Origin of the sequence: Pseudomonas sp. TH41, from assembly GCF_016650695.1 — a bacterium.
GTDB lineage: Bacteria > Pseudomonadota > Gammaproteobacteria > Pseudomonadales > Pseudomonadaceae > Aquipseudomonas.
The window spans coordinates 247,492-269,134 of record NZ_JAEKFH010000007.1 but is presented as its reverse complement, the minus strand read 5'-3'; the positions used below and the strand labels follow the sequence as shown (position 1 = coordinate 269,134).

Genomic DNA, 21,643 nt, shown 5'->3' with positions numbered 1-21,643 from the left:
TTCCCGCCTGATCTTGACGATCAGGCACACACGAACGGCTCGACAGCCACCGGTTCGAGTGATTCCAAAAATACCAGCAGGGAGTGACAACCTCCTGAAAGGGCCGTGGCCCTGTCAGGAGATAAGGTTAGTCAGAAATCAGGATTTCTTGTCGTCAGCCGCTTTATCGGTCGGATTGGCGATCAATTTTTTGAGCTCTTCGCTCATCGGGAAGTTCAGGTTCAGGCCTTTTGGCGGGATTGGCTGCATGAACCATTTTTCGTAGATCTTGTTGATCTCGCCAGACTTGTAGGTGGCAACGATCGCGTCATCCACGGCCTTCTTGAACGGCTCGTCGCCCTTGCGGACCATGCAGCCGTAGATTTCGTAGGACTGTGGAGTACCGGTCACGGCCCAGTCAGCGGCGTTCTTGGCTTTGGCCGCTTCACCGGCCAGCAAGGCGTCGTCCATCATGAAGGCAACGGCACGGCCCGATTCCAGCATCTGGAAGGATTCGCCGTGGTCTTTGGCGGAGATGACGTTCATGCCCATTTGCTTGTCGGCGTTCATCGACTTGAGGATGCGCTCGGACGTGGTACCCGCGGTGGTCACGACGTTCTTGCCTTTGAGGTCGTCGAAATCCTTGTACGCGGAACCTTTCTTGGACAGCAGGCGGGTGCCGATTTCGAAGATGCCAACGGAGAAGTCAACCTGTTGCTGACGTTCTACGTTGTTGGTGGTGGAGCCGCACTCGACGTCCACGGTGCCGTTCTGCACCAGCGGGATACGGGTTTGCGAAGTGACCAGGTTGTATTTGACCTGAAGGTTCGGCAGGTCCAGGTCTTTCTTGATGGCTTCAACGATTTTCAACTGGATATCGTGGGAGTAGCCAACCGGTTTGCCGGAAGCGTCCGCGATATAGGAAAACGGAATAGAGGCGTCACGATGCCCGAGGGTGATAACGCCGGACTCTTTGATCTTTTTCAGAGTGCCGGTGAGTTCGGCGGCGAAAACTGGCGTGCTGATCAGAGCGGCAGCAATGGCTGCGCCCAGGATATGGGGAACGATGCGCATCAAATTTTCCTCGACATTGTTTTTTTTATGGAGCCAGTTCATCGGCCCTTTTGTGCTTCAAATGCCTGGCGGGTCCCTGAAAGGGCGGACGGCAGGTATTCGTCAAGAGTGTAGAGCATGACTCGTGCCAGGCCAGGCGCTGTAGATTAAGCTATTGATTTATAAGGAAATTAAATATTTTTTATGCGATTTTTTGCCTTTAATAATCCGGTTAACCGAATCGACTGGCAGGTCGCGTTCGGAAAACCGAATGCAATCTACGGCTCACCCCTATCCCCTGTGGGAGCGAGCCTGCTCGCGATGGTGTGTCAGTCGACATCAATGCAGCTGACACACCATCGCGAGCAGGCTCGCTCCCACAGGGGATTGGTGGTGTCTGGCGGAACGCAAAAAGCCCCTGAATCATGAAATTCAGGGGCTTTGCTTTAACCGGATTTCCGATCAGGCGGCTTCGATCTTGCTGCGATTCTGCTCGAGCTTGCCCAGGTAGTCCGCCAATGTCTGCTGTTCCGCCGGGGTGGTGAACAAGCCGAGCTTGGTGCGGCGCCACAGAATGTCGCGCGCTGTGGTCGCCCACTCTTCGCGGCACAGGTAATCGACTTCGCGGGTGTAGAGTCCGCCGCCGAGGTGTTCGCCCAGGTCGCTCAGGTTTTGCACGCCTTCAAGCATGCGCCAGGTGCGGCTGCCATACGTGGTGGCCCAGCGCCGCGAAATTTCCGTCGGCACCCAGTCGTATCGGTCGCGGATCAACGAGCTCAGCGCCTGCGGGGTGGTCATGTCTTCGCCGCCCGGCAGCGTAGCGCTGGCCGTCCAGCTTGGCTGGATGTGCTTGAAGTACGGCGCCAGTTGCGCCAGGGCTGACTCGGCCAGTTTTCGGTAGGTGGTGAGCTTGCCACCGAACACCGACAGCAGCGGCGCTTCTTCGCCAGTGCCCGACAGCGCCAGGGTGTAGTCGCGGGTGACGGCCGATGGGTTGTCGGATTCGTCGTTGCACAGCGGCCGAACGCCGGAATAGCTGTGCAGGATATCGTCGCGGCTGATCTGCTTTTTGAAGTGGGCGTTGACGACCTTCAGCAGGTAATCGGTCTCGCCTTCGGTAATTGCAACTGCAGCCGGGTCACCGGTGTATTCGCGGTCGGTGGTGCCGATCAGGGTGAAGTGGTTCAGGTACGGGATGGTGAACACGATGCGCTGATCTTCGTTTTGCAGAATGTGCGCGTGCTCGCCTTCGTACAGTTTAGGCACGATCAGATGACTGCCCTGGATCAGGCGAATGCCATAGGGCGATTCCATTTTCAGGTCGTCACGAATGAACTTGGCGACCCATGGCCCCGCCGCATTGACCAGTGCTTTGGCGCGGATTGAAAACAGGCTGCCATCGGCACGTTCCAGGTGCAGGTGCCAGAACCCTTTGGTGCGACGAGCGTTGACGCAACGGGTCTGGGTGTGGACATGGGCGCCTTTTTCGCGGGCGGCCATGGCGTTCAGCACCACCAGGCGTGCATCGTCGACCCAGCAATCGGAGTATTCGAAGCCTTTGGTGATTTCGCTTTTCAGCGGGCTGTCCGGGCCGAACTTCAGGCTTTTTGAACCTTCGAGCTTTTCCCGTTTGCCAAGGTTGTCATACAGGAACAGGCCGGCGCGGATCATCCACGCCGGACGCAGGTGCGGACGGTGCGGCAGCACGAAGCGCATTTGCTTGACGATGTGCGGCGCCTTGGCCAGCAACACTTCACGCTCGGCGAGCGCTTCTCGCACGAGGCGGAATTCGTAATGTTCGAGGTAGCGCAGGCCGCCGTGGATCAGCTTGCTGCTGGCCGACGAGGTGTGACTGGCCAGGTCATCCTTTTCGCAAAGGAACACCGAGAGGCCGCGACCGGCGGCATCCGCTGCGATCCCTACGCCATTGATCCCGCCACCGATGACGGCAATGTCGTAAACCTCAGCGAGAGGGGGCGTAGGCAAGGTAGAAGTGGGCATCGGCTGGCCTCGGGCTTTTTTGATTTTCTGTATTGGATTTCGAACATTAATGTTCATTTGCGAAAATGGTAGCCCATAAAGACGCGCGCAGCCAGTCAACTTCGATTGAAAAAACTGATCGAAGGGCCGTGAAAGGAAAATATTCGAACATTAAATGCAAAAGATCGCAGCCTTCGGCAGCTCCTACAGATGTAATCAAACCCTGTAGGAGCTGCCGAAGGCTGCGATCTTTAGAGGCTGAAAGCCTTAAACCACTTCCAACCGAATCTTGTGCTGACTTAACAATTGCGCCAGCGCCGGCACCGGCTGCTGATCGGTCACCAGGCAATCGATCAGGCTGATCGGCCCCAAACGAATCATGGCGTTGCGCCCGAATTTGCTGGAGTCCGCCGCCAGAATCACCTGTCTCGCGTTGGCGATGATCGCCTGCGATACCCGAACTTCCTGATAATCGAAGTCCAGCAGGCTGCCGTCTTCATCGATGCCGCTGATGCCGACCAGCGCGAAGTCGACCTTGAACTGATTAATGAAGTCGACACTGGCCTGACCGACCACGCCGCCATCACGCCGCACATTGCCACCGGTCAGCAGAACGTCGAAGTCGTCCTTGGCGCTGAGCATTGAGGCCACGTGCAAGTTGTTGGTGATGATCTTCAGGTGGTTATGGTTGAGCAGCGCCCGGGCAATCGATTCGGTCGTGGTACCGATGTTGATGAACAACGAGGCGTGATCGGGAATCTGTGCCGCAATGGCTTCGCCGATACGCTGCTTTTCATCGCGCATCTGATCGGCGCGCATGGCGTAGGCGGTGTTTTCGACACTGGAGTCGTAGGCTGCGCCGCCGTGGTAGCGACGCAATAAATTAGCTTCCGCGAGCTGATTGATATCGCGGCGGATGGTCTGCGGTGTAACGACGAACAGCTGAGCCATTTCCTCGATGCTGACATAGCCGCGTTCGCGGACCAGCTCGAGGATTTGCTGCTGACGGGGAGGCAGATTCATGGGGCTTCCTTTGGGCTGCCGTGCAAAATTTGCCCATGATGCCGCAGGAATCTGCTCCCTACCAGTTACATACAGATACGAGTACTCAGGCTGGTTTATTCAGCGCCTTCATGCGGTTCCCAATCACGGGTGCGGCTGACGGCTTTTTTCCAGCCGGCGTAGAGTTTTTCCTTCGCGGTTTCATCCAGGGTCGGTTCGAATTCGCGCTCGATGACCGCCTTGCCGCGCAACTCATCCAGGCTGCCCCAGAAGCCACAGGCCAGGCCCGCCAGGTACGCCGCACCCAGCGCCGTGGTTTCGCGCATGTGCGGACGCTCGACCTGAGTGCCGAGGATGTCGGCCTGGAACTGCATCAGGAAATTGTTGGCTACCGCGCCGCCGTCCACGCGCAGGGACTTGAGGCGTTCGCCGGAGTCCTGTTGCATGGCGTCGAGTACATCGCGGGTCTGGTAGGCAATCGATTCAAGCGCTGCCCGAATGATGTGATCCACGCGTACGCCGCGAGTCAGGCCGAACAACGCGCCACGGGCATACGGGTCCCAGTACGGAGCGCCCAGACCGGTGAAGGCCGGGACCAGGTACACGCCGTTGCTGTCCTTGACCTTGTTGGCGAAGTATTCGGTGTCGTGGGCGTCGTTGATGATTTTCAGTTCGTCACGCAGCCACTGAACCGTGGAGCCGCCGTTGAATACGGCGCCTTCCAGGGCGTAGGCCACTTCGCCACGCGGGCCACAGGCGATGGTGGTGAGCATGCCGTGCTTGGACTTCACGGCTTTGTCGCCGGTGTTCATCAGCAGGAAGCAACCGGTGCCGTAGGTGTTTTTCGCCTGGCCGGGCTCGACGCACATCTGGCCGAACAGGGCGGCCTGCTGGTCGCCGGCGATACCGCCGATGGCAATGCCGCTTTTAGTGTGACCGTAGATTTCGGACGAGGATTTAACCTCGGGGAGCATCTCGCGCGGGATATCCAGCACCTGCAGCATCTTCGCGTCCCACTCGAGCGTGTGGATGTTGAAGAGCAGGGTGCGCGAGGCGTTGGTGTAATCGGTGACGTGCACCTTGCCGCCGGTAAATTTCCAGATCAGCCAGCTGTCGACGGTGCCGAACAGCAGCTCACCCTTGCGCGCACGTTCACGGCTGCCTTCGACGTTGTCGAGGATCCATTTGAGTTTGGTGCCGGAGAAGTACGGGTCGGTGACCAGGCCCGTGGTGTCGCTGATGTATTGCTCGTGACCGTCGCGCTTGAGTTGCTGGCAGATTTCGGTGCTGCGGCGGCACTGCCAGACAATCGCGTTGTAGATCGGGCGGCCAGTGGTCTTGTCCCAGACCACGGTGGTTTCGCGCTGGTTGGTGATGCCGATGGCTGCGACCTGGTCGTGATGCAGTCCGGCTTGAGCCAGGGCCTCGACCATCACGGCGCTTTGGGTGGCAAAGATTTCCATCGGGTCGTGTTCAACCCAACCGGCTTGCGGGTAATGCTGGGCGAATTCGCGCTGGGCGGTGCAGACCACGTTCGCGTCACGGTCGAAAATGATCGCGCGGGAGCTGGTCGTACCCTGATCGAGGGCAATGATGTAGTTCTTATTCTGAGTGTCGGTCATGTCGATTGCCTTGGACGAAATAAGGGAGTGAGGTTAGGCGCGCGATCAAACGGGCAGGACAACGCGCCTACGGTATCAAGAAGTTCGTGGTTTGCCGTCAATGGCCGGTGTTGCGTCCTTTGTAGTAACCAGGGCATTGGGCAGATGGCGGGCAATCAGCCCGCGATAAGCCGCCGCACCGAGGCAGGCACCGACAATCGGTGCAAAGATCGGAATCAGGAAATACGGGATGTCACGCCCGCCAGTGAAGGAAATTTCACCCCAGCCCGCGAAGAAAGTCATCAGTTTGGGGCCGAAGTCGCGCGCCGGGTTCATCGCGAAACCGGTCAGCGGGCCCATCGAACTGCCAATCACCGCAATCAGCAGACCGATCAGCAGCGGTGCCATGGGGCCCTTTGGCAGGCCATTATTGTCGTCGGTCAGGGACATGATCACGCCCATCAGGATGGCGGTAATGATCACTTCAACCAGGAAGGCCTGGGCCGTGGACAGGGCAGGGTTCGGAAAGGTGGAGAACACCGAGGCCAATTCAAGACTGGTCTGGGTACCACGAACCATATGGTGAGTTTGTTCGAAATCGAAGAATAAGTTGCTGTACAGCGTGTAAACCAACAAAGCCCCGCAAAAGGCCCCGGCCACTTGGGCGAGAATGTAGAACGGCAGTTTACGTTTTTCGAAGTCAGCAAAAATGCTCAGGGCGATGCTGACGGCGGGATTGAGGTGAGCCCCGGAAACCCCGGCGGTCAGGTAGATCGCCATGCTGACGCCGACGCCCCAGATGATGCTGATTTCCCACAAGCCGAAGCTGGCGCCCGCGACCTTGAGCGCGGCAACGCAACCAGTGCCAAAAAATATAAGCAGCGCAGTACCCAGGAACTCGGCCATGCATTGGCTCGAGAGCGATGGTTGTTGTAAAGCAGTTGTCATTGAAACCTCGTTTTTTGTTGTTGTGTGGCGCTTGTCCTTCCAGGACAAAGCGCGATTTACACCGAGCCAGGATCCCCATCCTGTTCTCTGCTGACTGCTTGTACCGCGAAGGAATATTCTTACGGTATTCGTAAACGAAAAAATATAGACAAGAAACGCCGCTGTCAAAGGTCGAAAGTGAACCGTCGGTCACAATTCAACTATTAGTGAGGTGAATGATCGTATTGTTCATGGGGCAGACTGAATGTGGACGAACGGCCAAAGGTGCGAAAACGCCATGGAAACAGGGCCGCAATGTAGGAGCGAGCTTGCTCGCGATGGACGTTAACGATGACGAGTTCTGTCTGGATGAACGCGGTGCCCTCAAGTCCATCGCGAGCGAGCTCGCTCCTACAGAGGGCAGAGGGCGCAACAGAGCCTTTTGTGGATCAATGACCTAGAATCCAGCGCAGGATTTTCTACTGCCGCCCAGTCTGGAGCTGTCATGACCCCCGCATTGGATTTGTTGAAAAAAGTTCGTGCCGAACATCGCGTGCACAGTTACGAACATGATCCCAAGGCAGCGTCCTACGGGTTGGAGGCCGCGGAAAAGCTGGGATTGGCCCCGGCGCAGGTGTTCAAGACCTTGCTGGCGGCCAGTGAGAAAGGTGAATTGCTGGTAGCGGTGGTACCGGTCGTCGGAAGTCTGGACCTGAAGGCTCTGGCTCACGCTGCCGGCGTGAAAAAGGTCGAAATGGCCGACCCCGCCGCGGCTCAACGATCCACCGGCTACCTGTTAGGCGGGATCAGTCCGCTGGGGCAAAAGAAGCGCTTGCGCACATTCATCGACAGTTCTGCCCAACCCTTCGCCAGCATTTTTGTCAGCGCCGGTCGCCGCGGGCTGGAAGTGGAGTTGGCACCGGCCGTGCTGGCCGAATACACCCAGGCGAAATTTGCCGATATCGGTCGCGCCTGACGAGAGAAAACAGGCGGGCGCTGTATGGCGAAAATTAGCCTGCTCTGTCACTGGTGTGTGATTGATCGCGCCTTCATGCTCGGTGGCCGGACTTAAGGAGAAGGTTATGCAGCTTGAATTTCATCAGGTCGATGCGTTCAGTGATCGCCCGTTCAGTGGCAACCCGGCGATGGTGTATCGGCTCGACGCCTGGCTCAGCGATGAGTTGATGCAGAAGATTGCTGCCGAACACAATCTCGCCGAAACCGCCTTTGTGGTGCGCGAAGGGCAGGGTTGGCATATCCGCTGGTTTACACCGGCCACCGAAGTCCCGTTGTGTGGTCATGCGACGCTGGCCAGTGCCTACGTGCTGTTCGAGATCTATAAAGAGCCCGTCGAGCGGCTGGACTTTGTCTGCAAGTCCGGCCCCTTGAGCGTGAGTCGAGAGGGCGATCGCTTGTGGCTGGATTTTCCGGCAATCGTGCCATCGGAAGTGGGCGTGACCCTGGATGTCGAGCGCGCACTGGGTGTTGAAGCGGTGGATGTGCTGGGTTCGAATGAATTGTTCGTGGTGCTGGAGTCCGAGCAAGCGGTGCTCGACTGTCAGCCGGACATGATTGCCCTGGCGAAACTGCCGTGGCTGGGCGCCATCGTGACAGCGCGGGGCAGCAAGCACGATTTTGTTTCTCGTTACTTCGCCCCGGCGATTGGCATCAACGAAGACCCGGTGACCGGGTCCACCCATTGCAGCCTGATCCCGTACTGGTCGAAACGCTTGAGCAAGTCGAGTATGACGGCGTACCAGTGTTCGGCGCGGGGCGGGGAATTGTTCTGCCGGTTGGAAGGTGATCGGGTGAAAATTGGCGGGGCTGCGACGCTGGTGGCGAGTGGAACGCTGATGCTGGGTTAACGCAAGTCCCCTGTAGGAGCGAGCTTGCTCGCGATGGTGTATCAGCCGAAATCGATGTCGCTGATACACCATCGCGAGCAAGCTCGCTCCTACAGGGGTTTGTGTGTATCAATGAGCGGTGCTGTAGCGGCGGACACCCGACTCCACAAGCGGAATCTGCGCCGCCGTGCTACCGGACGCCTGGAACAACACCAGGTGTTCAGCCGCGACACGAATGCCGACCTCCGAACCCACCGGGTGATCGGCATGACTTGGAAATATCGACTCAAGCTGTGCGCCAGTCGGTAGCTGCAAGCGATACAAGGTGGACGCACCCTGGAAGCTCTTGCCGACAATCCGCGCTTTCAGCGCACTGTCGGGTGCATAAACAATATCGTCCGGTCGCAGCAACACGTCCACGGCGCCACCGATCGGCCAGGTGTAAGCACGATTGCCGCGTAATTCACCTAGCTCGGTCTGCACCGATTCCGGGGTGTTCAGCTGGCCGCGAATGAAGTAACCCTGCCCAATGAAACTGGCCACAAACGGCGTCAGCGGTTCGTGATACAGGTTGTAGGGCGTGTCCCACTGTTCCAGGCGACCTTCCTTGAAAACGCCAACATGGTCACTGACCGCGAAGGCTTCTTCCTGGTCGTGGGTCACCAGAATTGCACTGGTCCCGCGGGCCTTGAGAATGTCGCGCACCTCATGGCTGAGCTTGCGTCGCAGCTCGCCGTCGAGGTTGGAGAAGGGTTCGTCGAGCAGCAACAATTGCGGTTCCGGCGCCAGGGCGCGGGCCAGTGCAACCCGTTGCTGCTGACCACCGGACAGTTCATGCGGAAAGCGCTTGCCGAGGTTTTTCAGGTTGACCAGTTCAAGCAGTTCCTCGGTGACGCGATCCTTTTGCGGATGCTTGCGGATCCCGAAGGCGATGTTTTCGGCGACGCTCAAATGCGGAAACAGCGCGTAGTCCTGGAACACCATGCCGATCCGGCGTTTCTCCGGCGCGAGGGTGAAACCGGCACTGGAGATTGTCTCGCCAGCCAACGTGATCTCACCTTCGTGCACCGGTTCAAATCCGGCGATGGCCCGCAGCGTTGTGGTCTTGCCGCAGCCCGAAGAACCCAGCAGGCAACCGATATCACCCGCGTTCAAATGCAGGTTGAGGTTCTGCACGACCCGTTGGTCCTGGTATCCGCAGGCGAGGTTGCGCAGGTTCAGCAGTAATGGCTGGCTCATGCGTGGTGGTACGCCGGTTCGACGAGAAACTCGAGCAGCGCCTTTTGTGCGTGAAGCCGGTTTTCCGCTTGATCCCAGGCGACCGAGCGCTTGTCGTCAAGCAGGTCGACGCTGATCTCTTCGCCACGGTGGGCCGGCAGGCAATGCATGAACAGCACATCGTCTGCGGCCAGATCCAGCAGCGCACGGTTGACCTGGAACGGTGCGAACAGCTTCAGGCGCTTGGCGGTTTCCTCTTCCTGGCCCATGGAGGTCCAGACGTCGGTGCTCACCAGATGGGCGCCGCGAACGGCATCCTTCGGATCGCGAACGATGGTCACCCGATCGCCGGCCTTGGCCACGAACTCTGGATTAGGCTCGTAACCTTCCGGGCAGGCAATGCGCAACTGGAAGTCGAACTGAATCGCCGCTTCTATATAGCTGTTGCACATGTTGTTGCCGTCGCCGATCCAGGCCACGGTCTTGCCTTGAATCGAGCCTCGGTGCTCGAGGAATGTCTGCATGTCGGCCAGCAACTGGCACGGGTGCAAGTCATCGGACAGGCCGTTGATCACGGGCACGCGGGAGTTGGCCGCGAATTCGGTCAGGGTGCTGTGGGCAAAGGTACGGATCATCACGGCGTCGAGCATGCTCGACATCACGATTGCGCAGTCGCCGATCGGCTCGCCACGGCCCAGTTGAGTGTCGCGCGGCGACAGGAATATGGCCTGGCCGCCGAGCTGGATCATGCCGGCTTCAAACGAAATACGGGTGCGAGTCGAGGACTTCTCGAAAATCATCCCGAGCACGCGGTTTTTCAGAGGCTCGAACAGTACGCCGCGGTTACGCAGGTCCTTGAGCTCAACGCCTCGACGGATCACGCTGACCAGCTCTTCGGGCGTGCAATCCATCAGGGAGAGAAAGTGCCTTGCGCTCATCATTGACTACCTTTTTGCTACAAACCGCAGATGCTCAAAGCCTTGTTTAACGGAACAACGGGCGAGACCTGCGGCGTAAGCCGCACGGGGCGACGAAATAGGGGAAGGCGCGATCTTATAATTAAATGTCGCGTCTTACCAATAGGGCTACGGTTTTTAGGGGATTTCAGAGAGGCTACGGGGTGACCGCGATAGCGCTTTTGAAGCCTGTTTCCTGACAGCAGCCAGTCATTTGTACACTGGGCTCGCGGGGCTTTGCAATCGAACGGGGCGGGTACGGTATAGCAACGGTCGGTTTCTGACCCGGGATTCGAGGTTTTTGCGCAAAGATGTCAGGTCTGAAACATTTGCTAATGCAAAGTGCTGGGTTATAACTAAGTCACGAGCGATGGAGGAAGCCTTCGGAATGGAATCGAAAGAACAGCAATTGTTGGAATTACTTGGCGTCACGGCCCGCTCACTGACCCACCTCACTGCTTCCATCACCTCGATGTCTTTCGAGCTGTTGCGCAGTAACGACGAGGTCACTAAAGCCGCCGGTCGACGCATGATCGACCGCATGGCAACCATCAGTACCGGGCTCGACGATCACTGGCGACTGATCGGCGAACTCACCGGTGTGCACGTCGCCCACGAGCAGATCGAGACCCTCCAGGAGATCCAGGCCCAGGCGCCGCTCAGGTTGCGTCGTCCCGATCCCTGACAGCCATCGGCTGGCCTGATGGCTGCCGATTCACAGGATGAACGTCGCTGGCGCAAGTGGCGGGGCACGCGCCATAGTTTTGTTTCGGCGGTCGACATCGCCCGCCCAGAACAAGACTGAGATGGCCATGACCAAGACTCTCCATCACCGTGCCTGCCACCTGTGTGAAGCCATTTGCGGCCTGACCATCGAAACCACCGAGGTCGACGGCGGTGGCGTGCAGATCACTTCGATCAAGGGTGACCCTCAAGATACCTTTAGCCGCGGGCACATCTGCCCCAAGGCTGTCGCCTTGCAAGACATTCAGAATGACCCGGATCGCCTGCACCAGCCGATGCGGCGGGTCGGCAGCGAATGGCAACCCATCGAGTGGGAAGACGCCTTCGACCTTGTCGCCGAACGTCTGGCGGCCATTCAGGAGCGTCACGGGCACAACGCGGTGGCGGTCTATCAAGGCAACCCCAGCGTGCATAACTACGGGCTGATGACCCACAGCAATTACTTTCTTGGCCTGCTGAAAACCCGCAACCGGTTTTCCGCAACGTCGGTCGACCAGTTACCGCATCACCTGACCAGCCATTTGATGTACGGCCACGGTCTGCTCTTGCCGATACCGGACATCGATCACACCGACTTCATGCTGATTCTGGGCGGCAACCCGCTGGCCTCCAACGGCAGCATCATGACCGTGCCGGATGTGGAAAAGCGCCTGAAGGCCATTCAGGCCCGGGGCGGCAAAGTGGTGGTGGTCGATCCGCGCCGCAGCGAAACGGCAGCGATTGCCGATCAGCATCTGTTCGTGCGCCCGGGAGGCGATGCGGCGTTGTTGTTCGGGCTACTCAATACGCTGTTCGCTGAGGGCTTGACCCGCGGCAGTCATTTACCGGTGGACGGTCTGGATGAGGTGCGTGAGGCGGTCGCGTGTTTCACCGCCGAAGCGATGAGCCCGCTGTGCACGGTGCCGGCCGAACAGATACGCCAACTGGCGCGGGACTTCGCGGCGGCACCGAGCGCCGTCTGCTACGGTCGCATGGGCGTTTCGACCCAGGCGTTCGGTACCTTGTGTCATTGGGTGGTACAGCTGATCAATCTGGTCACCGGCAATCTCGATCGCGTGGGCGGTGCGCTGTGCACGGAACCCGCGGTGGATTTGGTGGCGTCGACCTCGGGAGGGCATTTCAATCGATGGCAAAGCCGGGTGTCCGGGCGTCCTGAATATAGCGGCGAGCTGCCGGTGTCGGCGCTGGCCGAAGAAATGCTCACCGAAGGGGAAGGGCAAGTTCGCGCATTAATCACCGTGGCGGGCAATCCGGTGCTGTCCACACCCAATGGCCGGCAACTGGAACAGGCTCTGGACGGTCTGGAGTTCATGGTCAGCATCGACCTGTACATCAATGAAACCACGCGGTATGCCGACCTGATCCTGCCGTCCACCTCGGCCCTGGAAAACGATCACTACGACACCACGTTCAATATGTTTGCGGTGCGTAACGTCAGCCGGTTCAACCGCGCGATCCTGGCCAAACCCGAAGGTGCATTGCATGACTGGGAAATCTTCGTGGGGCTGGCCAAGGCGTTTGCGGCAAAGTCCGGCAAGGAATTGAAGCCTACTGTTCCACCCGCGCAGATGATCGACCGTGGTCTGCGGATGGGGTTGTATGGCGATGCCTCGGAACACCGGTTGTCTGTGGCGACGTTGTTCGATCACCCGCATGGCGTCGACCTCGGGGCGTTGAAAGCCAACCTTGCGCCACGGCTGAAAACGGCCAATCAGCGAATTCAGGCAGCGCCTGCACCGCTCCTCGCTGACCTGATTCGATTTGCGGCGTTGCAAGCGCCGGCTGCCGATGAGTTGTTGTTGATTGGCCGCCGCCATGTGCGCAGCAATAACTCGTGGATGCACAATTACCACCGTCTGGTGAAGGGCAAGCCGCGCCATCAATTGCTGATGCACCCCGATGACCTGGCCAGCCGGGGGCTCAACGATGGGCAGCGAGTGCGGGTCAGTTCGCGGGTCGGAATGATCGAGGTTGAAGTGCTGGGCAGTCTGGACATGATGAAAGGGGTGGTCAGTCTTCCTCACGGCTGGGGGCATGCGCGGCCGGGCGTGCAGATGACGATTGCCAGTGGCCAGCCAGGCTCCAGCGCCAACGACTTGACTGACGAGTGTCAGCTCGATGAGTTGTCCGGAAATGCGGCGTTGAACGGCGTGCCAGTGACCGTGGCGGCGGCTTGATCGAGTCTGTCGGGGAGACCGAGCATGGCGCTCGGGTTTCCGTTACAATGCGCCACCGTGCCGACCTCTGAGTCGGAAAGTTCAGCCGAGGTGCTCCATGGATATCATCGAAACGATTAAAGAGCAGATTGCTAACAACACCATTCTGCTTTACATGAAAGGCTCACCGAACGCCCCGCAGTGTGGCTTCTCCGCGAAAGCCGCGCAGGCCGTGATGGCGTGTGGTGAAAAGTTTGCGTACGTGGACATCCTGCAGAACCCGGAAATCCGCGCCAATCTGCCAAAGTACGCCAACTGGCCAACCTTCCCGCAATTGTGGGTCGGTGGAGAGTTGATCGGCGGTAGCGACATCATGACTGAAATGGCCGCCGACGGTTCGTTGCAGGCCACGATCAAAGCCGCTGCTGAAAAAGCCGCAGCAGCCAAGACCGAAGCCTGAGAACCGGGCATCAAAAAAGGTCCTTCACGGTCATCCGTGAAGGGCCTTTTTTTTCGCCTGTGAACTGTAGGAGCGAGCTTGCTCGCGATGGACGTTAACGAAAACGCGTGTTACCTGGGTAAACGCGGTGTTCTGAAGTCCATCGCGAGCAAGCTCGCTCCTACAGTGAGCACAAATCTCCTCTGATTTTGACCGCCCAGCCCGAGAAGGTTGTCCTCTCGGACGAAGCTGACTAACATGTCAGAAAATTCATCCTATGATTGGATGAAAGGGCGATTCCCATGTCAGAAATGTCTCCATTGATTAAGCGTTCCTTGGTCGACCAGGCCCTGGAACAATTGCGTCTGCGCATTACCCAAGGAATCTGGACCATCGGCCAGCGCCTGCCCACCGAGCCCGAGCTGTCTGCAGAGCTCGGCATCAGCCGCAACACGGTGCGTGAAGCCATGCGCGTGTTGGCGTTTTCCGGATTGATTGAAATCCGTCAGGGCGACGGCAGTTACCTGCGGGCGGTGGTCGATCCGCTGGATACGATGAAGGCGTTGTCGCGCTGCTCCCACGAGCAGGCCCGGGAGACTCGGCACATTCTGGAAGTCGAAGCCATTGGCCTCGCGGCATTGCGCCGTACCGATGAAGACCTCGTGGCGTTGCGCGAAGCGCTCGGTGTCAGCGGCAGTCATTACCATGGCGATCTCGACAGCTACATCGCCTGCGACCTGGTGTTCCACCGTCGCCTGGTGGACGCTGCGCACAACCCGGCACTCAGCGAGTTGTATCGCTATTTCTCCAGCATCGTCGGCGCACACCTGCGCCAGACCCTGAACATTTCCCCCCGACGCCAGGAAGTGTTCGATCTGCACATCGAACTTCTGGATGCCGTCGAGCAACGCGACCCGGAACGGGCGAAAGCCTTGTCGAGGCAGTTGATCAATGAACCTTGAAACCGAGAATTCCATGTCCAGCGACAACAGCAGCATCACGCAACCCAAACGCACGGCAGAGCTCGAAGAGCTGCTGATCGACGCCGAGGCCGATGACGAAGCGGTCCAGCACAGTCATCCGGTCCTGCAGCGGCGGTGGTTGTTGTTGCTCGGCCTGATTCTGGTGGCGTTGAACCTGCGCCCGGCCTTGTCGAGCATGGCGCCGATGCTCAGCGAAGTCTCGAAAACCCTCGGCTTGTCGGCGGCCCAGGCGGGTTTGCTGACGACCTTGCCGGTGCTTTGCCTGGGCTTGTTTGCCCCGTTGGCGCCGATCCTGGCACGACGTTTTGGCGCCGAGCGGGTGGTATTGGGAATCCTGCTGATGCTGGCTGGCGGGATCATCCTGCGCAGTTCTTTCGGCGAGATCGGCCTGTTTGCCGGCAGTGTACTGGCCGGCGCCAGCATCGGTGTGATCGGCGTGTTGCTGCCCGGCATCGTCAAGCGTGACTTCCCGAAACAGGCCGGCACCATGACCGGCGTCTACACGATGGCCCTGTGCATGGGCGCGGCGATGGCTGCGGGCGCGACCGTGCCGTTGAGCGAACACTTCGACAAGAGCTGGGCCCTGGGCCTGGGCATCTGGGTTGTTCCGGCATTGGTGGCGGCGATTTTCTGGTTGCCACAAGTCGGGCAGAAACACGGCGCACATCACGTTGCCTACCGCGTCCGAGGACTGCTGCGTGACCCGCTGGCCTGGCAAGTGACCTTGTACATGGGCCTGCAATCGTCCCTGGCGTACATCGTATTTGGCTGGTTGCCGTCGATCCTGATCGGCCGCGGCCTGACCCCGACCCAGGCCGGTCTGGTGCTGTCGGGCTCGGTGATCATTCAGCTGGCCAGCTCGCTGGCTGCGCCGTGGCTGGCGACTCGCGGCAAGGATCAACGCCTGGCGATTGTGATTGTCATGGTGCTGACCCTGGGCGGTTTGTTCGGCTGCCTGTATGCCCCGATCGAAGGCTTGTGGGGCTGGGCCATCCTGCTGGGTCTGGGGCAGGGCGCTACGTTCAGCCTGGCATTGACCCTGATCGTGCTGCGCTCGCGGGATTCGCATGTTGCCGCGAACCTGTCGAGCATGGCTCAGGGCTTCGGCTACACCCTGGCGTCCATGGGGCCGTTCGCGGTCGGTATCGTCCATGACTGGACCGGCGGCTGGACGGCGCTGGGCTGGATCTTTGGCGTTATCGGTCTCGGTGCGATCCTCGCCGGCCTCGGTGCCGGGCGTTCGTTGTACGTGCAGGTCGAAAGCGAGAAAGTCTGACAACCGCGTACTGTCGGTATTCGGCTCACGAATGCCAATAGTGCTTCGCGCATTTGTTGACTATCGTGCAGGCAATCTTTCGACGCCCATTTTCCAACCCGGGGAACCTGCCCATGAGCGATGCCCACAGCGCCTTGATCACCCAGTTCTATCAAGCTTTCCAGCGGCTGGATGCCGAGGCCATGAGTGCCTGTTACACCGATGACGTGGTGTTCAGTGATCCAGCGTTCGGCGAACTGCGCGGTCAAGCGGCTGGCGACATGTGGCGCATGCTCACCACCCGGGCCAAGGATTTTTCCTTGACGTTCGACAGCGTGCGCAGCGATGAGCGCACGGGCGGCGCCCATTGGGTGGCGACGTATCTGTTCAGCCAGACCGGCAACACCGTGGTCAACGACATTCAGGCACGCTTCGTGTTTCGCGATGGCAAGATTTGCGAACATCACGACAGCTTCGATTTGTGGGCGTGGTCTCGACAGGCATTGGGGGTCAAAGGTCTACTGTTGGGCTGGACGCCGCTGGTGAGAAACGCCGTCCGCGCTCAAGCCTTGAAGGGGCTGAAGGCATTTCAGGCCAGTCGCTGATAAGATCGCGGCTTGTTTCCTTTCAAGCCTTGATCGTTACGTGAGCACCCTCAGCGAAATGCCTGCCGACACCGACGCGCCAGTCATCAAACCCTGGTTCGTCTACCTCGTTCGTGCGGCCAATGGCTCGCTCTACTGCGGGATCAGCGACGATCCGTTGCGCCGCTTCGCCACTCACCAGAGCGGCAAGGGCGCACGCTTCTTTCTGTCCAGCCCGGCAGTCGCCCTGGTTTACACCGAAGCATGCCGCGACAAAAGCGAAGCGCTACGTCAGGAGCGACTGATCAAAAAACTCAAGAAAAGCGCCAAGGAATGTTTGGTAGCGAGTGCTGCACGCATACCGCTGTAGGCGCTGGCTTGCCAGCGATGGACTCAAGAACTCTGCGTCAATCCAGTATGATCCCGTCATCGTTAACGTCTTTCGCTGGCAAGCCAGCTCCTACAGGTTATCAATCTGCCTGATAGGCTCCCATCAGGCAGATGGGTAGGCTGGCCATGGATTGCGCGTTAAGCTGAAAGCTCCTATTCCTGCGGCGGAGCCGAGCATGTCAGAGTTGATTCTTCATCATTACCCGACGTCCCCTTTCGCTGAAAAGGCCCGCTTGCTCCTGGGTTTCAAAGGGTTGTCCTGGCGCTCGGTGAAGATCTCGCCCGTGATGCCAAAACCCGATCTGACCGCATTGACGGGGGGCTACCGCAAGACGCCGGTGTTGCAGATTGGCGCGGATATCTACTGCGACACTTCGCTGATCGCTCGTCGTCTGGAGCAAGAGAAAGCCTTGCCGGCGTTCTTCCCGGAAGGTCAGGAAATGATCGCCGCGACCTTCGCCGCCTGGGCGGATTCGGTGGTGTTTCAGCACGCGGTCAGCCTGGTGTTTCAACCGGAATCGATCGCGGTGCGTTTCGGCCATTTATCGCCGGAAGCGATCAAGGCGTTTGTTGCCGATCGCGCGGGATTGTTCAGCGGTGGCAGCGCCACACGGTTATCGGCTGAGCAGGCTCGGCATCAGTGGCCGACCCTCATGGCGCGTCTGGAGCAGCAGCTTGAACGCGAACAAGGCGATTTCCTGTTCGGCGAGCCGTCGATTGCCGACTTTGCCCTGGCCCATCCCATGTGGTTCCTCAAAGCGACGCCTGTGACTTCACCGCTGGTCGATGCCTATCCGGCGGTTTCGGCATGGTTCGCTCGGGTGATGGGCTTCGGTCATGGCGCGTCCAGCGAGATGACTTCCGAAGAGGCGCTGGAGGTGGCGCGCATTGCCACGCCGGCTGCCTTGCCGGATGAGCAGTTTGACGAACCGAATGGGTTTGAGCTGGGCCAACAGGTTTTCATCGCGGCCACTGACTATGGCGTCGACCCGGTGGTGGGTGAGTTGCTGTTTGCGGGCCGCGAAGAGTTGATTCTGCGTCGTGAAGACGAACGTGGCGGCGTGGTGCATGTGCACTTTCCGCGGTTGGGATTCTGCATCGAAAAACGCTGAAATCAATGTAGGAGCGAGCTTGCTCGCGAAGGCGTGTCAGGCACTTTGATGTCAACTGACAATCCATCGCGAGCAAGCTCGCTCCTACAATTATTTCAGTGCGGCGAGAATTGCATCCGGGTCATACCCGCGAATCAACGTCCCGTTGACATCGATGATTGGAATCCCGCCGCCACCCAATGCCTCATAGGCTTTGCGCGCTTCAGCATCTTTTTCGATATCGAATTCCTTGTACGGAATACCTTTCTGATCGAGAAAGCGTCGGGTCAACTTGCAGTAGCCGCACCAGTCGGTGGCATAGAGCACGACATTGGCCTTGGCCTGGGTCTGCTCCGACACCACCTGCGCCGGATGGATCACCCGCTCGATCTTGCCCCAGTTCTGGTAAACCACGACCACCAGCAGGATCAGCAGGAATTTCTTCAGTACGCCGCCCAGCATCAGTTGCGTCGCTTGAGCTGGTCGGTCAGCTGGGTCGGCAGGCCTTTGATGATCAGCGTGCCGGCTTCTTCGTCGTATTCGATCTTCGAGCCCAGCAGGTGCGCTTCGAAGCTGATGGACAGGCCTTCGGCGCGGCCGGTGAAGCGGCGGAACTGGTTCAGGGTGCGTTTATCCGCCGGGATCTCTGGCGACAGGCCGTAATCCTTGTTGCGGATATGGTCGTAGAACGCTTTCGGGCGTTCTTCGTCGATCAGCTCGGAGAGTTCTTCCAGGCCCATGGGCTCGCCCATTTTTGCCTGGCTGCTGGCGTAATCCACCAGGGTCTTGGTTTTCTCGCGGGCAGACTCTTCCGGCAGGTCTTCGCTTTCGACGAAGTCGCTGAAGGCCTTGAGCAAGGTGCGGGTTTCGCCGGGGCCGTCGACGCCTTCCTGGCAGCCGATGAAGTCGCGGAAATACTCCGAAACCTTTTTCCCGTTCTTGCCTTTGATGAACGAAATGTACTGCTTGGACTGTTTGTTGTTCTGCCACTCGGAGACGTTGATCCGTGCCGCCAGGTGCAACTGACCCAAGTCCAGGTGTCGCGACGGTGTCACGTCCAGTTGCTCGGTCACCGCAACGCCTTCGCTGTGGTGCAGCAGGGCGATCGCCAGGTAATCGGTCATGCCTTGCTGGTAATGCGCGAACAGCACGTGGCCGCCCACCGAGAGATTCGACTCCTCCATCAGCTTTTGCAGATGTTCCACCGCCACTCGGCTAAATGCCGTGAAATCCTTGCCGCCGTCGAAATACTCCTTCAGCCAGCCACTGAACGGGTGCGCCCCGGACTCGGCATGGAAGAAACCCCAGGCCTTGCCTTGTTTGGCGTTATAACTTTCGTTGAGGTCGGCAAGCATGTTCTCGATGGCGCTCGACTCGGCCAGTTCGGAGTCGCGGGCGTGAAGAACTGCGGGCGTGCCGTCGGGTTTTTTGTCGATCAGGTGGACGATGCAATGGCGGATCGGCATGGGCTTCTCGGCTGATTGAAGAGAGGAGGGCGTGCTCCCTCAAAAAGTGCCAAGTGTACCGCAATCATTGGTTTTGGCGCGGTGCGAAGGGCAATTCACCCCCGACCACCGGTGCTTATGCAGTTTTTTCCCGATTTAGAGCAATAAAGCTGACCAAATGGGTAGCTAGAGGCGGATATTTCCCCGTCTCTGTGCTAGTTTTGCCCGGTCTTACGCGAAGTCACTGCGTTAAGCGTGCATTCAGCATTTGTCAGGTCGAACCAAACCCAGATTTCGGTATCTATAACCCCGATCCCGTTGTTATTGGCCGAGGGTGCCGGATCCAGATGATCGGGCTCGATGGCTGACACTGCACACTGCAAACCATATGAATTTGATAGGGAAGGAACACTACATGGCTCTTACTAAAGACCAACTGATCGCTGACATCGCTGAAGCTATCGACGCGCCAAAAACCACCGCGCGTAACGCTCTGGACCAACTGGGCCAAATCGTTGCCGATCAGCTGGAAAACGGCGGCGAAATCACTCTGCCAGGTATCGGCAAACTGAAAGTGACTGAGCGTCCTGCCCGTACCGGCCGCAACCCTTCGACTGGCGCTGCCATCGAAATCGCTGCCAAGAAAGTTATCAAGCTGGTTGTGGCCAAAGGCCTGACCGACGCTGTTAACAAGTAAGACGCAGTAAAAAAAGCCGTGCTCCGGAGTGATCCGGGCACGGCTTTTTTGTGTCTGTGATTTACCCTCAACACCGCTAAACCAATGTGGGAGCGGGCTTGCTCGCGAATGCGGTATGTCAGTCGACTTTAATGGTGACTGACACACCGCATTCGCGAGCAAGCCCGCTCCCACAGTTGATCTGCGTCGGTCAGTTACTCAGCTTTTTTTCACCCAGCGTTCACGCCAGACCTGCTGCTCGGACTTGGTCTGGAAAGTCCAGGCGACGAAGCGGCTTTGCTTCTGCCCCTGGGACATTTCCACGACCTGGCTTTCCAACACGCCGGCTTTTTTCAGCGCGGTCTGGATCGCCGGCAGGTTCGAGGCTTTCGACACCAAGGTGCTGAACCAGAGCACTTTATGTTGAAAATGCGCGCTCTCGGCGATCAGTTGCGTCACAAAACGTGCTTCGCCACCTTCACACCATAGTTCGGCCGATTGACCGCCAAAGTTCAGCACCGGCAGTTTACGTTTCGGGTCGGCGCGGCCCAGTGCACGCCATTTACGCTCGCTGCCCTTGGTCGCTTCGTCCATCGAGGCGTGGAACGGTGGGTTGCACATGGTCAGGTCAAAGCGTTCACCGGGTTCGAGCAGGCCCAGCAAGATGTGCTTGGGATTGCTTTGCTGGCGCAACTGGATGGCTTTGTTCAACCCGTTGGACTGCACGATGGCTTTGGCGGCGGCCACGGCTGTCGGGTCGATTTCCGAACCGAGGAAGTGCCAGCGGTAGTCGCTGTAACCGATCAACGGATAGACGCAGTTGGCGCCCATGCCGATATCGAGCACCTTGACCGGTGCGCCGCGAGGGATTTCGCCGTCGTTGACGCTGGCCAGCAAGTCGGCCAGGAAATGCACGTAATCGGCACGGCCCGGAACCGGCGGGCACAGGTAGTCGGCCGGGATGTCCCAGTGGGCCACACCGTAGAACGACTTGAGCAGCGCCCGGTTGAACACCCGCACCGCGTCGGGGCTGGCGAAGTCGATGCTTTCCTTGCCATACGGGTTAATGATCACGAACTTCGCCAGTTCCGGCGTGGTCTTGATCAGCGCCGGGAAGTCGTAGCGACCCTGATGGCGGTTGCGCGGGTGCAGGCTGGCCTTTTCACGCGGTTCCACGGCTTTGGCCGGGGTGGCGGAGTCAGGCTTCTTGCGCGCAGGTCTAGGTGTGCGGGGGGCGTTCATGGGCGTGGTCGATTCGGGTATGGCTGAAAGTGGCGGGTATTGTCCCACATCCGCTCCCTGATGACGCATATCCCCTGT

The 21,643-nt window shown here is 58.9% G+C and carries 21 protein-coding genes; 11 read left to right on the top strand and 10 right to left on the bottom strand.

The genetic code is table 11. The features are described from left to right. Window positions 1-138: 138 nt before the first annotated feature. From JFU37_RS28240 to JFU37_RS28220, 5 genes are all read right to left on the bottom strand, one after another. Window positions 139-1,053 carry a glutamate/aspartate ABC transporter substrate-binding protein gene (locus tag JFU37_RS28240; protein WP_201120421.1) on the bottom strand — a complete coding sequence of 305 codons (915 nt, stop codon included), beginning with the start codon at window positions 1,051-1,053 and terminating at the stop codon, window positions 139-141. Window positions 1,054-1,494: 441 nt separating this feature from the next. Next, window positions 1,495-3,033: a glycerol-3-phosphate dehydrogenase gene (glpD, locus tag JFU37_RS28235; RefSeq protein ID WP_201120420.1), complete on the bottom strand. Its 1,539-nt coding sequence runs from the start codon at window positions 3,031-3,033 to the stop codon at window positions 1,495-1,497. A 246-nt stretch (window positions 3,034-3,279) separates the two neighbouring features. Further along, window positions 3,280-4,035, bottom strand: coding sequence for a DeoR/GlpR family transcriptional regulator (locus JFU37_RS28230; RefSeq protein WP_059406283.1), 756 nt, complete (start codon window positions 4,033-4,035; stop codon window positions 3,280-3,282). 95 nt (window positions 4,036-4,130) lie between these two features. After that, a complete protein-coding gene (glpK, locus tag JFU37_RS28225; RefSeq protein WP_201120419.1) occupies window positions 4,131-5,636 on the bottom strand; it encodes a glycerol kinase GlpK in 1,506 nt (501 codons plus the stop codon). Between the two features lie 75 nt (window positions 5,637-5,711). Then, the gene (locus JFU37_RS28220) at window positions 5,712-6,563 is read right to left on the bottom strand and encodes an MIP/aquaporin family protein (protein ID WP_201120418.1); all 852 of its coding nucleotides are present in this window, start codon (window positions 6,561-6,563) and stop codon (window positions 5,712-5,714) included. 484 nt (window positions 6,564-7,047) lie between these two features. Between JFU37_RS28220 and ybaK the strand changes: the two genes are divergently transcribed. Continuing rightward, window positions 7,048-7,518, top strand: a complete 471-nt coding sequence (ybaK, locus tag JFU37_RS28215; protein WP_201120417.1) for a Cys-tRNA(Pro) deacylase — start codon at window positions 7,048-7,050, stop codon at window positions 7,516-7,518. 106 nt (window positions 7,519-7,624) lie between these two features. Further along, the gene (locus JFU37_RS28210) at window positions 7,625-8,407 is read left to right on the top strand and encodes a PhzF family phenazine biosynthesis protein (protein ID WP_201120416.1); all 783 of its coding nucleotides are present in this window, start codon (window positions 7,625-7,627) and stop codon (window positions 8,405-8,407) included. Window positions 8,408-8,515: 108 nt separating this feature from the next. Here the strand turns inward: JFU37_RS28210 and JFU37_RS28205 are convergent, their stop codons facing one another. Both JFU37_RS28205 and argF read right to left on the bottom strand, forming a co-directional pair. Then, window positions 8,516-9,625: an ABC transporter ATP-binding protein gene (locus tag JFU37_RS28205; protein ID WP_201120415.1), complete on the bottom strand. Its 1,110-nt coding sequence runs from the start codon at window positions 9,623-9,625 to the stop codon at window positions 8,516-8,518. Beyond that, a complete protein-coding gene (gene argF / locus JFU37_RS28200) occupies window positions 9,622-10,542 on the bottom strand; it encodes an ornithine carbamoyltransferase (protein ID WP_201120414.1) in 921 nt (306 codons plus the stop codon). The genes JFU37_RS28205 and argF overlap by 4 nt, the downstream gene beginning before the upstream one ends. Before the next feature lie 406 nt (window positions 10,543-10,948). On the opposite strand from argF, the gene JFU37_RS28195 reads away from it, so the two are divergent. The 8 genes from JFU37_RS28195 to JFU37_RS28160 all read left to right on the top strand — a co-directional run bounded on the left by JFU37_RS28195 (window position 10,949) and on the right by JFU37_RS28160 (window position 18,223). Continuing rightward, window positions 10,949-11,245 carry a hypothetical protein gene (locus JFU37_RS28195; RefSeq protein WP_201120413.1) on the top strand — a complete coding sequence of 99 codons (297 nt, stop codon included), beginning with the start codon at window positions 10,949-10,951 and terminating at the stop codon, window positions 11,243-11,245. A 127-nt stretch (window positions 11,246-11,372) separates the two neighbouring features. After that, on the top strand, window positions 11,373-13,481 hold the full coding sequence (locus tag JFU37_RS28190; protein ID WP_201120412.1) for a molybdopterin oxidoreductase family protein: 2,109 nt from the start codon (window positions 11,373-11,375) through the stop codon (window positions 13,479-13,481). Between the two features lie 97 nt (window positions 13,482-13,578). Continuing rightward, window positions 13,579-13,920: a Grx4 family monothiol glutaredoxin gene (gene grxD, locus JFU37_RS28185; protein WP_201120411.1), complete on the top strand. Its 342-nt coding sequence runs from the start codon at window positions 13,579-13,581 to the stop codon at window positions 13,918-13,920. 281 nt (window positions 13,921-14,201) lie between these two features. Next, window positions 14,202-14,861, top strand: a complete 660-nt coding sequence (locus tag JFU37_RS28180) for a FadR/GntR family transcriptional regulator (RefSeq protein ID WP_201120410.1) — start codon at window positions 14,202-14,204, stop codon at window positions 14,859-14,861. After that, a complete protein-coding gene (locus tag JFU37_RS28175; RefSeq protein ID WP_201120409.1) occupies window positions 14,851-16,158 on the top strand; it encodes a CynX/NimT family MFS transporter in 1,308 nt (435 codons plus the stop codon). The genes JFU37_RS28180 and JFU37_RS28175 overlap by 11 nt, the downstream gene beginning before the upstream one ends. A 113-nt stretch (window positions 16,159-16,271) precedes the next feature. Then, complete coding sequence (locus JFU37_RS28170) at window positions 16,272-16,742, top strand: nuclear transport factor 2 family protein (protein ID WP_201120408.1); 471 nt, start codon at window positions 16,272-16,274, stop codon at window positions 16,740-16,742. A 58-nt stretch (window positions 16,743-16,800) separates the two neighbouring features. Further along, window positions 16,801-17,091, top strand: coding sequence for a GIY-YIG nuclease family protein (locus JFU37_RS28165; protein WP_201120495.1), 291 nt, complete (start codon window positions 16,801-16,803; stop codon window positions 17,089-17,091). A 196-nt stretch (window positions 17,092-17,287) separates the two neighbouring features. Beyond that, the gene (locus JFU37_RS28160; protein WP_201120407.1) at window positions 17,288-18,223 is read left to right on the top strand and encodes a glutathione S-transferase family protein; all 936 of its coding nucleotides are present in this window, start codon (window positions 17,288-17,290) and stop codon (window positions 18,221-18,223) included. Between the two features lie 90 nt (window positions 18,224-18,313). On the opposite strand, the gene JFU37_RS28155 is transcribed toward JFU37_RS28160, so the two are convergent. Continuing rightward, entirely contained in the window at window positions 18,314-18,664 is a 351-nt protein-coding gene (locus JFU37_RS28155; protein WP_201120406.1) for a glutaredoxin family protein, read from the bottom strand. After that, window positions 18,664-19,668 (bottom strand): nucleoid-associated protein YejK, encoded by a 1,005-nt coding sequence (yejK, locus tag JFU37_RS28150; RefSeq protein ID WP_201120405.1) that lies wholly within the window; start codon window positions 19,666-19,668, stop codon window positions 18,664-18,666. The genes JFU37_RS28155 and yejK overlap by 1 nt, the downstream gene beginning before the upstream one ends. 394 nt (window positions 19,669-20,062) lie before the next feature. On the opposite strand from yejK, the gene JFU37_RS28145 reads away from it, so the two are divergent. Beyond that, a complete protein-coding gene (locus JFU37_RS28145) occupies window positions 20,063-20,344 on the top strand; it encodes an HU family DNA-binding protein (RefSeq protein ID WP_007905514.1) in 282 nt (93 codons plus the stop codon). A gap of 198 nt (window positions 20,345-20,542) precedes the next feature. Here the strand turns inward: JFU37_RS28145 and rlmF are convergent, their stop codons facing one another. Next, entirely contained in the window at window positions 20,543-21,565 is a 1,023-nt protein-coding gene (rlmF, locus tag JFU37_RS28140; protein ID WP_033056419.1) for a 23S rRNA (adenine(1618)-N(6))-methyltransferase RlmF, read from the bottom strand. Between the last annotated feature and the right edge of the window lie 78 nt (window positions 21,566-21,643).